12 protein-coding genes are annotated in these 11,344 nt (G+C 45.7%); 4 read left to right on the forward strand and 8 right to left on the reverse strand.

What is annotated here, in order from left to right:
* The 5 genes from QVA83_RS05205 to QVA83_RS05225 all read right to left on the reverse strand — a co-directional run.
* Window positions 1-338: biotin/lipoyl-containing protein (locus tag QVA83_RS05205; protein ID WP_287498206.1), on the reverse strand; the 338-nt coding region annotated here is incomplete at its 3' end.
* A 114-nt stretch (window positions 339-452) separates the two neighbouring features.
* Complete coding sequence (trmL, locus tag QVA83_RS05210) at window positions 453-917, reverse strand: tRNA (uridine(34)/cytosine(34)/5-carboxymethylaminomethyluridine(34)-2'-O)-methyltransferase TrmL (protein ID WP_014975499.1); 465 nt, start codon at window positions 915-917, stop codon at window positions 453-455.
* Between the two features lie 152 nt (window positions 918-1,069).
* Complete coding sequence (locus QVA83_RS05215; RefSeq protein ID WP_156077821.1) at window positions 1,070-2,047, reverse strand: alpha/beta fold hydrolase; 978 nt, start codon at window positions 2,045-2,047, stop codon at window positions 1,070-1,072.
* A 64-nt stretch (window positions 2,048-2,111) separates the two neighbouring features.
* On the reverse strand, window positions 2,112-3,473 hold the full coding sequence (locus tag QVA83_RS05220; protein ID WP_156077820.1) for an ATP-binding protein: 1,362 nt from the start codon (window positions 3,471-3,473) through the stop codon (window positions 2,112-2,114).
* Window positions 3,473-4,186, reverse strand: coding sequence for a response regulator transcription factor (locus QVA83_RS05225; protein ID WP_039225152.1), 714 nt, complete (start codon window positions 4,184-4,186; stop codon window positions 3,473-3,475). The genes QVA83_RS05220 and QVA83_RS05225 overlap by 1 nt, the downstream gene beginning before the upstream one ends.
* A gap of 256 nt (window positions 4,187-4,442) precedes the next feature.
* On the opposite strand from QVA83_RS05225, the gene QVA83_RS05230 reads away from it, so the two are divergent.
* Window positions 4,443-5,324, forward strand: a complete 882-nt coding sequence (locus tag QVA83_RS05230; RefSeq protein WP_287498207.1) for a Spy/CpxP family protein refolding chaperone — start codon at window positions 4,443-4,445, stop codon at window positions 5,322-5,324.
* 54 nt (window positions 5,325-5,378) lie between these two features.
* Here the strand turns inward: QVA83_RS05230 and QVA83_RS05235 are convergent, their stop codons facing one another.
* Window positions 5,379-6,632: a flagellar assembly protein T N-terminal domain-containing protein gene (locus QVA83_RS05235; protein ID WP_156077818.1), complete on the reverse strand. Its 1,254-nt coding sequence runs from the start codon at window positions 6,630-6,632 to the stop codon at window positions 5,379-5,381.
* 5 nt (window positions 6,633-6,637) lie between these two features.
* On the reverse strand, window positions 6,638-7,387 hold the full coding sequence (locus tag QVA83_RS05240; RefSeq protein WP_039225072.1) for a flagellar basal body L-ring protein FlgH: 750 nt from the start codon (window positions 7,385-7,387) through the stop codon (window positions 6,638-6,640).
* A gap of 161 nt (window positions 7,388-7,548) precedes the next feature.
* Between QVA83_RS05240 and QVA83_RS05245 the strand changes: the two genes are divergently transcribed.
* The gene (locus QVA83_RS05245; RefSeq protein WP_287498208.1) at window positions 7,549-8,505 is read left to right on the forward strand and encodes a hypothetical protein; all 957 of its coding nucleotides are present in this window, start codon (window positions 7,549-7,551) and stop codon (window positions 8,503-8,505) included.
* 53 nt (window positions 8,506-8,558) lie between these two features.
* Here the strand turns inward: QVA83_RS05245 and QVA83_RS05250 are convergent, their stop codons facing one another.
* On the reverse strand, window positions 8,559-8,969 hold the full coding sequence (locus tag QVA83_RS05250) for a methylglyoxal synthase (protein ID WP_014948054.1): 411 nt from the start codon (window positions 8,967-8,969) through the stop codon (window positions 8,559-8,561).
* Between the two features lie 613 nt (window positions 8,970-9,582).
* Between QVA83_RS05250 and argC the strand changes: the two genes are divergently transcribed.
* Window positions 9,583-10,596 (forward strand): N-acetyl-gamma-glutamyl-phosphate reductase, encoded by a 1,014-nt coding sequence (argC, locus tag QVA83_RS05255; protein ID WP_069943627.1) that lies wholly within the window; start codon window positions 9,583-9,585, stop codon window positions 10,594-10,596.
* Window positions 10,593-11,344 (forward strand): acetylglutamate kinase (gene argB, locus QVA83_RS05260; RefSeq protein ID WP_287498209.1); only part of this gene is annotated, 752 nt, incomplete at its 3' end. The genes argC and argB, both read left to right, overlap by 4 nt.

Raw genomic sequence — 11,344 nt, forward strand, 5'->3', positions numbered from 1 at the left:
GCATCGATCTCTACCAGCAAATCGCCTTCTTTGACAATATCCCCCTCTTCTACGTGAATATTGTCTACCTGACCTGAAACCTGCGCACCTACCTCTACGTAGCGCTTGGGCTCAAGCTGACCTGTAGACACCAAATTTAATTCGATGTCACGTATCTCTGCACCTTGAAAGAGATACTCGGTATTTGTCTGAGGTGAGTATAGCCATGCATAAACAGCATAAGCAGGCACAAATACAGTAATTGCAATAAGCAATAGTTTAATGGGTAGAGGGAGTTTCAAAGCATTCAATCCGTATAAAAAACTGAATGCAATATAGCGAATGTAAAGATTCGCCACGAGAGTCAATCTTTACATTTACGCTATCTTTACAGACCTTTTCTAAGCTAGATAAGCATCTGAATTATGTAGTTAAAAGAGTTTTTAGAAATACAGGATATGGGAGGGTAAATGCTATCGCGCGCCTTCATAACCAAACTGACGCCAGCTTTCATACACAAATACCGATACCGCATTAGACAAGTTCATACTGCGACTATCTGGCAGCATAGGTATACGAACGCGCTGCTCCGGAGGAAGCGATTGAATATAGTCGTCTGGTAAGCCTCGGGTTTCCGGTCCGAAAATTAACGCATCGCCTTTTTGATAAGACACATCGCTATGAAACGCTTTGCCTTTCGTTGTGCAAGCAAATACCCGTTTTGGCTTAGCATCATTCAGGTAAGCGTCTAAGCTTGCGTGGCGCTTTACGTGAGCAAATTCGTGATAATCTAAACCAGCACGTCGAACGCGTTTATCATCCCATTCAAACCCCAAAGGCTCAATCAAGTGCAACATAAAACCACTGTTTGCACATAAACGGATGATGTTTCCCGTATTCGGCGGGATCTCTGGCTGATAGAGTACGATATCGAGCATGCTTTTTTAAATTACCTTAACAGTTAACAACCCGTTTATTTTATACCGAAATGCCATTGGTCATCACCCTTGCACGTACTTTTATTACCTGTGAAATAGAAGGCGCTGCCCTTAGTTACGATTACCTAACTAAATGTTAGCTTTGGCTGCACTTATGTAAGTGAGTCTTCTGTCAAAAAGTCGAGAATACGCGCCATGGAGCGCTCGCGAATATCGTCAGACTCGGTGAATAGTTCATGGTAAGCACGGGGCACTATTTCAAGTTTGGCATTTGGCATAAGCTGCGCAACGCGGCGCTGACGGTTATTATCAATAATCGCGTCATCGTCTGCACTTAATACAAGCGAAGGCGTTGTAATAGCGCGTGCGCTACTTTCAATTTTATTCATTGCCTGATGTGCCGCTGCTAACCACTCTGTAGTCACGCCACCAAGTTGAATATCCTGTTCTTCGTCATACAGCTCACGAAACAGGGCATAGCGGGTTTTGCTGTGGGTGAGCTTATTAAGTGAAAAAGGAAACGCGATATACGGGGTTTGACCAAAGAAGTACCCCGCATCTTTCTTTTTCATCCTGTTTACCGCAAGGCCTGTGCGAATTAAGCCATTCGCCAACCAATTGGGCAGAGCGGGTTTAATGCCAAACATGGGCGAAGCTAAAACGGCTTTTGAAAACAAATTCGGAAGACGCAGTAGCGTCAGCGCACCAATGGCGCCGCCCATCGAATGGCATACCAGCTGTAACGGGCCTTGCTGTAGTGGCTTTACAATAGTTTCTACAAACATGACGAAGTCATCAACGTAGTCGTCGAAATGGGCAACATAACCATGCTGAGGATCGCGGGTCATCCTGTCTGACAAGCCTTGGCCTCTGTGATCTAAAATGAATACAGCGAATCCATTTTGATAAAGATCGTAAATGAACTCTTTGTATTTTAAATAGGATTCGATCCGACCAGAGCATATTACAATGGTAGCTCGCGGCGATTCTGGGATACAGTGCGCAAAGCGTACCTTGATATTGTCTTTCCCAGAGAAGTGACCTTGAGTAACACTGTTTTGCCAAAAAGGGTTAATGTGCGTGGCAAAGGTGCTGGCTAAGTTATTTTCAGACGTGAACGTCCAGTTCATAAATACCCTATTACAGTGAAATTGCGCTCTTTGTAAGGACACGGAGCACTGTCAATTTTCTCAATTATAACTTAGGAAATGACATTGTAACTCGTAGTCCGCCGCGCTCAGAAGGTTCAGCGATTATGCGACCATGATGCAACTCAACTGCCGCTTTTGCAATGGATAACCCCAAGCCTACACCACCAGACTCACGCTCTCTGGCAAGGGTTGCCCTGTAAAACGGTGAAAAAATCCGTTCACATTCTTCACTGGTTAGTCCGTCTCCGTCATCTGTAATGTGAATATACCAATGCTGCGCATCTTCGCTAAACGCAATATGCGTGATGAGTTTGCTATGACGTATTGCGTTTCGAAGAACATTCTCGACAGCACGACAAAACATCATGCTATCGATGACTACCGTCTTTTTAGGAATATCGTCAATTCTTAACTGCTTGTTTTTATTTGCAGCTTCAAAGTTAGCATCGGTCAGTACATCGTTAAGTACCAAAGACAAAGCGTGCTTTTGCATGTTCGCCTCACCAGCTTCCGCGCGACTAAGTGTGAGTAATTGACTAACTAGCGCTTCCATTCGGTCAGCCTCTCGTTCTACGCGAGATAAGGTGGCTGGGTCTACATTTTGCTGATGAGCAAGACCTAGCGCCATTTGCAGTCGCGCTAGGGGTGAACGAAGTTCGTGAGAGACATCAGCCAATAATCGCTTCTGTGCGCCCCACATTGATTCGAGCTGTTCAGCCATTTTATTGAAATCGCGCGCCAACTGGCCTAACTCATCCTGACGCTTGGCAGCCTTGCCCACCCGCGTTTGCCAGTCGCCGCTTGCTAAACGTTTTGCTGAACCCTGAATGTGCAAAATAGGGTTGGTCAGCGTTTTGGCGAATAGCCAGCTCAAAAGCGTGGTAGTAATAAGTGCAATCGCCAAAAACAGCAGAACCGGAGGAGTTTGCTTTTCGGGCATATCTAGCTTTACCGCAAAAAGCGCAAAGCGTGAATTGTCTCGCTCGAAGAAAACCGGGCCGAGGATTTTGAATGCGCCGCGCTTTACTGCAATCGGGGAGGTTTGATTTACCAAACGCAGTAAATCTTCTTTATCGTTGTCACGAAGCGGAGGGCCTCCACCTGAAATAAGGCGGTTGTCGCGAATATCTACCGCAACCAGTCGACCTCTCACGCCACGTGAATTGCGATCTAGCGTCTCATGTAACGGTAGGTCCTGAAAGCGCCCACGCTGCATCCGCTCAATGGCTTGATTTAAATCTTCTACTTCGCGAGGCTTTATTTGCACAACTTGAAGGTCTTCAAAAAAGAGGCGACTTCCCCAAATGGCCAAAAGCGATGTAACAATGAACGTTGCCCAAAACCACAGAAACAAACGGCCCATGATGGCCCGCGTTGGGCTGATGCTGCGTAACAGTTTTACCATTAATGGCTTCCAACAATTAACATGTACCCTACTCCGCGGATGGTTTTGATTTTTTCATCTACGGCTACTGCACTGATTTTCTTTCGCAGATTGCTAACATGCATATCAATGCTTCTGTCAAAAGCTTGCAGTGGCTTGCCGAGTATCTTTAAGCTTATTTCTTCTTTCGTTACCCGCTGAGCGGCATTTAGCATTAGTAAACGCAAAATTAAAAATTCAGTTGTGGTTAGCGTTAATTCCACATCGTCTACTTTAGCGAGCTGGCTACTTGGGCTTAAAAAGATGCCATTCACAAATAAATCTTGTTCAACCGCTCCTCCCGTTGAGGAAAGATTATGACGACGCACAATCGCTTTTATTCGTGCCACCAGCTCTCGATGGTTAAACGGTTTCGGTAAATAATCATCGGCGCCCATTTCCAGACCTAAAATGCGGTCGTAATCATCGCCTCTTGCTGTCAACATAAGTACAGGCGTGCTATGGCTGACACGAAGTTTTTTCAACACATCGAAGCCATCCATCTTTGGCATCATCACATCCAATAAAATAAGATCGTAATGTCGTCCAGATACAGCTTCAGATAACCCTTCTTCGCCGTCGTTACGCACTTGCACTTGATATCCCATACTCGACAGGTACGTGGAGAGCATTTCAGTTAGCTCAAGGTCATCATCAATAACAAGGATAGACTGCAAATGAAAATCTGAACTCATGGTATTAAACTCTTTAACGGTTGGAACTGCTGACCTTTGATTCATGAAAGTGCCTGTAATTTTTATAAACTTCAACCTACGCTTGTGGTGAGTCTTGTCTAAATTAAACGAAAAACACTGACAAACGCATACTATATCTTTTCAGACCTTTACAATTACAAAACGGCATCACCTTTACAGAAGCTTTACAGTGTGTTGACTGCTTTTTGTATTTATCACGCTAGGATTAACGTGTCCGAACAAAAAGGAGACGACAATGAAAAAGTTATTAATTGCTAGTGCAACTGTAGCGGCGATTAGCTTAGGTGGACTTGCGTTGGCTCAGCCAGCAGGCCCTGGTATGCGTCACCACGAACCGGTTAAAGAAATTGTTAAACACCTTCGCGGTTTAAGCTTAAGCGACGCACAACGCGAAGAGATAAAAACACTCATAAGCGCATTTAAAGACGCTAACCCTCGACCTGAAAATCACGATAGTGAGAAGCCAAGTTTCGATTTTGAAACTGCTTCTGAGGCACAAATCAGCACCTTTATACAAACTCAACTTGAAGAGCGTGAGTCGAAACACTTTGCGCTTGCGCAACTACGCCACAATATTTTTAACGTGCTAAGTAAAGAGCAGCAAGCGAAAGTCTTGGCACGCGAAGAAAGTAGAGATCAAAAAAGAGCGGCGAGAGGCGATAAGCGACGCAACGCGTCTGACGAGCAAAAGTCACAATTTGCAAAACGTATGGATGATGAAGGCAAAGGCAAAAAATTCCGTGGTCACGGTAAAGGTGAAAGAGGCGACAGAGATCACCAGCGGGATGGCACGCCGTTTAAAGGCATTGACCTGACCGATGATCAGCTGGCAAATCTTGCTGAACTTCGTGAATCATTCAAGGATACATCCAAAGCCAATAGAGAAACGTTGCGAAGCTTCAAGGAAGCCCAGCGCGATCTGATTAGAAGCTCGTCTTTCTCACAAGACTCTTGGAACGCTCTTGTTGCCCAGTACAAAAACGACCTTGTCAGTGCTGGTGTTGAAAAGGCCAAACAGCGCCAGGCCATGTTTGCAGTACTAACGCCTGAACAGCGAGCTGAGTTAAAAGCGCAGCGCGAAGAAGGTCGAAAGCTACGTGACTTACTGCGTTCTTAGTATTCAGTAACACCCTAACCCACCGTAAAAAGTGCTGGCCTTGGCCAGCCTTTTTTATGGCTGGCTTCCAACCTGCTGACTTTCTTTTAAACTACGTTTCGCCGAGAGAGTTAACGGCGTGACAAAGTCACCAATATGTACGCTATCACTACCTGACTCCGCTTTAAGCAAGCTGACGTCATCAGAAACTTCGTACACCTGCAAAGTCAAAGTCTTCGTTGAAAACAGTCCCGGCTTTCTTGATAAGCCCAACGCAGGCAGCGCCCGTTGCTTAACCAATGAAAACTCATCGCCCACGGCTAACCCACTATTTTTACCCAGATCTATAGCAATGTAGTCAGGCGAGATATCAATGACCTGCGCATAAGTCGTTTCGCACTGAAGTGCCGCGTGAATGTCAGTAATAGCAGCGTGTACCGTGTTGAGGACCATGCGCCCAAAATCACTGCGCCACAACAAACTGTTGCTCATATCCACCGAATAATGTTGAGAAAAGGGCCAATCGGCCTCGCTGTGATAGCTATCATTAAAAATCACCTTGGCTTTGAAAGTGTCGAGCACGTAAACCTGAACGGTAAAATTCCGGCGAAGCGCGACACCATCAGTTTCAAATACCGAGGTAGCCTGCGACACCTGTTCGAAAAGAGAAATGTCCTTTACAAACCCGAATACCACGAACTGCTGCCCATATTCACTTCGCAGAAAGGTCGACATAGCCGTTAAATCAATGTCTGACAGACTGGAGGTTAACCAGGTGTTAGCGTTAATAAGAGAAACAGGAATCTGGCTTACATCTCCACTTTGATAAAGACCGTTGAGTTGCTGAGCAAATCGTTGAGACACGTGACTGCCAAATGAATAGAGCATGCCAGTCGCGGCCTGTTGGGGTGATGTTAAAGGAAATTCTGTCACTAAAATGCGATGGGCAAGTCCGTTGTTAGTGCAATTGAACAGAGGCGTAATGTTTACATTCACCACCACTGTAAGCGCGTCGTCTTTGAGTGTTTCGCTTATGATCTCTACTCTTTGAACTCTGCCCTGAGAACGAATTTCGGCTTTGCTGGAAAGGAGTAGCCCGTCTACCGTGATATCCTGCGCGGAAATGGTACTGCCACTGCGAAAAGCCGCATCAGCAATAGCATTTTGTATGGCGCTGGTTCTCACGTCGCTAAGTTCTGCGCCAGCGAGTGCCATTGTAGCTTCACCCTGTACCCATTGAGCCCATGCGTGCTGAGTAACCAAAGAAGGAAGTAGTACCAGCAAAGCAGTAAGACTGATGCGTAAGCTTGGCAAAATAGGGCCTTTCATCGCGCTTATCCAAATATTGAAAACAGCTTGCCAATCACCGTTCGCTGCTGATTATCTTGCAGCTCACCCGTACCGCTATACTCAATTAACGCGTTGCCGACTTTTGAAGACAATACGGTATTACTTTCATCCACATCTTTTTTTCTGACCTCTCCTGAAAAGCGAATGTATTCTTTTCCTCTGTTCATCGTTATCCACTTTTCACCCGTTACCAGTAAATTCCCTGCCGGCGTTATTCCCGTAACATACACGGTAATGCTGCCACTCATCGAATTTGACTGCTTAGTTTTAGCAGAGCTGGCGAACTCACTGTCCTGTTCGTGCTCCACCTCAACGTCATCTTCGTCAATTCGAATTCCCCCCACTTTTAGTGTGACGGGAGACAAATCAAAGGATGTGTTTTTATCTGTATTAAAATCGAGCGACTTCTCCGACTGCGTCTGTTCTTCAAGCTTAACTAGAATCATGTCGCCCACTTTGAAGCTTGCGTGGCGTTCATAAAGCCCTACAGAGTGCTCAGGATTAAATAGCGACCCCGTGGGTACATGCAAGGTCGACGTTGGCTCCATTCTAGGGGGTGAGTAACGGGGATCGCCAGGCGACGGCTCTTCCTCAACAGGCTTTACAGCTCGTTGCGACACATTTGGATTGGTAGGGCTACTGTGAACAACCTGTTCTTCGTCAGTGAGTGTTTGGGCACAACCACCAAGTGTAAAGATTGCGATTAGTGTGTGTATATGGCATCGAACTTTCATGACATTGCTCAGTATTAGTTTTTATGCAGTGTGTAAATTAAGTGCCATCCATGACCTAACAGGAGCAAGTGTAAACGAACAAATTAAAAGAAATCTCGTTCACTTGACTTATTTACAAAACCTTTACAAATCAAATATATGCCTGCGGGTAAGGGGATGTTATGGCCTTAGAAAACACAACAACTAACACTGCTGAAAATGGCGTCAGCGCACTACTTTCAAAATTTGGTTTACATACTGCTGACATTGAAAATAAATCGGCAAATTCAACAGAAGTAGCCAATGAAGCGGCAACCAGCGGCCAGTCTTTGCCGTCTTTGTTCGCATCGTTACTCGCAATAGAGAATCAACCGAATGAAGCTGATGCAATCGACAGCAAAATATCAGGCGAAGCTAATCTCTCAACACAATCTAATATGCTTACCGGCACAGCCAGCGATGTTCAAGGCGCATTATCTTTGCTTTCTGGTACGAGTAGCATCAATGGGGTTTTATCGGATGATGCAATTGCCACCATGCAAGGCACGCTGTTAAATGCATTGCAAAACAATGTATTTCAATCACTAGTTACCAACAATGATACGTCCGTAAATGCTACTACTAGCGTTCTGGGAAATGGTGATAGCAACACGGCCACCAATAATCAAAGTGATACTACTCCAACACTCTTCGATAATTTGTATTCCGGCGCTTTCGGAGACGATGGGCTTGATCTTAAAGACGGATTTGATGCGTTAAACATTGCAAATCACCTACCCATAGTTTCGGATATTTATGAAGCAACCACATCAAATCACACGGCCGCGGCAGCAAGCTTGGCGGGAAGTTTTTTATATGGCGGAATTGGCGGCTTAATGTATAACGCTATCGATTTGACCGTAGAGAATGTGACAGGTCAAAGTATTTCAAACAATATGTGGTCGATGGGGCAGTCTTTACTCGCGTCAGTTTTTAGCAATCCAAGCATCGACAGTAAGGTAAGTGCTAACATTTCAGGTGCGCCACAAACGCAGGCGAGTGATGCCACCGCATCTATTCAGACTGATGATATAACCGCCGGAATAACCAACAAGGCAGCAGATGCTGCCTACCAGTTCGTTCAACGAAGTTTCAATTAACCTAAAGACCAGCTTCTGCCCACCAAACTACAAGGCCGTTGACTTAACCAATCTTAAAAATTCGGTTTAACTGGCTTGTAGTCGGGTGACAGAAAAAGCGGCGACGTTATTACTAGGTCAGCTGTGGCGGGTGTGCAGGCAACTGGTACATTCCATACCGAACACAGTCGTAGCAGCGCTTTAACGTCTGGGTCGTGAGGCGCTGGGTTTAGCGGATCCCAGAAAAAGAAAAGTGCATCTAGCTTGTTCTCAGCGATGAGTGCTCCTATTTGCTGGTCGCCCCCAAGCGGGCCACTTTTGTAGCGCGTAACTTCTAGTCCCGTTTCATTGGCAATTAAACCGCCTGTTGTGCCTGTTCCCACTAAATTACACTGTTTGAGCACATCAATGTGCTGCTTAACCCAAGCAAGTAGCTCAGGCTTTTTATGATCGTGCGCAACAAGCGCCAAGGTAAGTTTGCCCATTTTATTTTCCGAGTTAATCCTAACAACCAATACTCACGGCCACTGTCGACATACGGTAACAATTTACCAGCTTTGCATGGTTAGACACTGTAACTAGTCATATCACGCATTAATGATGAACGACGTGCATTACTGGTAAACATTTCCACTCAACCATATCGTACAGTGAGTATAAATATTCAGTTCTATTGCGTAACTTGTCAACTTACTGTCACAACTATAAATATATTATTAGTTATATTTTTTGTGGCGTAGTTGCTGCAACCACCCAACAAAATATTTATACATTTTTATTGCATAAACATTCAGATTAGATACACTAGTCGACGGTTAAAGCATCCAACTCATAATTTTGAGTTGCGACTTGATAGGAATTGATGATGACACAACCAACTCGCGTTGTTGGTTCAACCACTGGCAACGATAAAGAGTTTACCTCTCCCCTGGCTGGCTACACGATGCATAGCGTACGACGATGCGTGCGCCTTTCTATGCTTTTGCGGTAGCACACTTTTTACCTTTGTAATGTGGTAGCGGTTAGGCAAGGATTTACGCCCAACCAGTTTACAAAGGTAAAAAGTGTTTTTTTTCTCCTTTTATTGAATTTTTAATTATGTACAGCGTTTCGATTATTGGTGCCAGTGGTTACACAGGGGCACAACTTGTTCAGTTAGTTATTCAGCACCCTAAACTTGCATTAGCGGGGACTTACGTATCTGAGAATAGTAGCGATGCGAGTAAAAATATTGCAGAGCTTCACGGCAACTTGGCTCACGTTAATGCCACACTGACGCCTATTTCGGATGCGGCATTAAAAGAAATGGCTGACGGTGTCGATTTTATCTTTCTTGCCACTCCTCACGAGGCGAGCCACGACTGGATGCCTGTCCTATCTTCGGGCAGCGCCAAAGTGCTCGATTTGTCGGGTGCATTCAGGCTAAAAGACACGAATGTCTTCGAACAGTTCTACGGCTTTCCACATACGCAAGAGCAAAGCTTGGCTCAAGCTGTTTACGGCCTTGCCGAGTGGCACGAAGCGCAAATTGCCTCTGCCGACGTTATCGCTGTGCCGGGTTGCTATCCCACTGCGAGCCTTAGTGCACTTAAACCTCTTGCTCACAACAATTTACTAGATGAAAGCGTACGCCCTGTAATTAACGCCGTTTCAGGCGTATCGGGTGCAGGCAGGAAAGCCAGCCTAACCACCAGCTTTTTTGAAGTTAGCCTGCAGGCATACGGCGTGCTAGGCCATCGTCACACCCCAGAAATTGAAGCTTACTTGGGCACCCCTGTTATCTTCACGCCGCACTTGGGTAATTTTAAAAGAGGAATTTTGGCGACCGTGACCGTTAAGGTTAAAGCTGGTACCACCAGCGCACAACTTGAACAAGCGTACACTGACGCCTATGCTGATAAACCCATTGTGCGTTTGCGCAAGAGTTTTCCAAAAATTGATGACGTTGCTCATACCCCATTTGTTGATCTGCACTGGAAATTAGATGAAGCATCTGGATACGCAGTGATTACCGCTGCAATCGACAACGTAATGAAAGGTGCTGCCTCTCAGGCAATACAGTGCCTTAACATAATGACGAAACAACCAGTAGAGACAGGGTTAGTACTATGAGTGTTTCACCAATTGTAATTAAAGTTGGCGGTGCATTACTCGACGACACCGCCGCAATGACACGTTTATTTCTAAGCGTAAAAGACGTGCAGGCCACACGCCCCGTCGTAGTGGTTCACGGAGGCGGACCATTAGTGGAAACGCTAATGGCGAGTCTTGGTCTTCAAAGCACAAAAATAGATGGCCTTCGGGTTACGCCCGATGAACATATGCCTTACATCTGCGGAGCGCTTGCAGGCTCTGCCAATAAGCAGCTATGCGCAGCGGCTTTGGCTTCAGGCTTAACCCCTGTTGGTTTGTCGTTGTTAGACGGTAATATGGTGGTGTGTGAGCCTCTAGCTGACCAGTATGGTGCCGTGGGCGTGCCGTCGACAGCAGACGCATCATTTCTAAAAAGCGTATTAGCCCAGTCAACACTACCGGTTATCAGTTCTATTGGCTCAAGCCCACAAGGCAGATTACTAAATGTAAACGCCGACCAAGCCGCAACGGTTATTGCCGAGCTTCTTAACGCTGAGCTTTTACTCCTTTCCAATGTTGACGGTGTGCTTGATGGTGACAAATTGCTAATTAGCGAACTTAACGCAGCAAGCATATTGAAGTACGCAGATGAAGGCGTTATCACCGACGGGATGAAAGTAAAAGTGGATGCGGCACTCGCGTCTGCAGAGAATTTAGGCCGCGCAGTTTACATCGCGATTTGGGCCGCCGACATCAACGACATTTTAAATAAGAAAACGGGCACGCA

Source organism: Alteromonas sp. AO-Serp (genome assembly GCF_017849675.1).
In the GTDB taxonomy this organism is placed as follows: domain Bacteria; phylum Pseudomonadota; class Gammaproteobacteria; order Enterobacterales; family Alteromonadaceae; genus Alteromonas; species Alteromonas macleodii.

What these genes read in the sequence shown, in the direction of transcription:
- QVA83_RS05215 (WP_156077821.1), bottom strand. Translation starts at nt 2,047, where the DNA reads ATGAACTGGACGTTCACGTCTGAAAATAACTTAGCCAGCACCTTTGCC.
- QVA83_RS05220 (WP_156077820.1), bottom strand. Translation starts at nt 3,473, where the DNA reads ATGGTAAAACTGTTACGCAGCATCAGCCCAACGCGGGCCATCATGGGC.
- QVA83_RS05250 (WP_014948054.1), bottom strand. Translation starts at nt 8,969, where the DNA reads ATGGGCAAACTTACCTTGGCGCTTGTTGCGCACGATCATAAAAAGCCT.
- QVA83_RS05235 (WP_156077818.1), bottom strand. Translation starts at nt 6,632, where the DNA reads ATGAAAGGCCCTATTTTGCCAAGCTTACGCATCAGTCTTACTGCTTTG.
- QVA83_RS05245 (WP_287498208.1), top strand. Translation starts at nt 7,549, where the DNA reads ATGGCCTTAGAAAACACAACAACTAACACTGCTGAAAATGGCGTCAGC.
- trmL (WP_014975499.1), bottom strand. Translation starts at nt 917, where the DNA reads ATGCTCGATATCGTACTCTATCAGCCAGAGATCCCGCCGAATACGGGA.
- argC (WP_069943627.1), top strand. Translation starts at nt 9,583, where the DNA reads ATGTACAGCGTTTCGATTATTGGTGCCAGTGGTTACACAGGGGCACAA.
- QVA83_RS05225 (WP_039225152.1), bottom strand. Translation starts at nt 4,186, where the DNA reads ATGAGTTCAGATTTTCATTTGCAGTCTATCCTTGTTATTGATGATGAC.
- QVA83_RS05240 (WP_039225072.1), bottom strand. Translation starts at nt 7,387, where the DNA reads ATGAAAGTTCGATGCCATATACACACACTAATCGCAATCTTTACACTT.
- QVA83_RS05230 (WP_287498207.1), top strand. Translation starts at nt 4,443, where the DNA reads ATGAAAAAGTTATTAATTGCTAGTGCAACTGTAGCGGCGATTAGCTTA.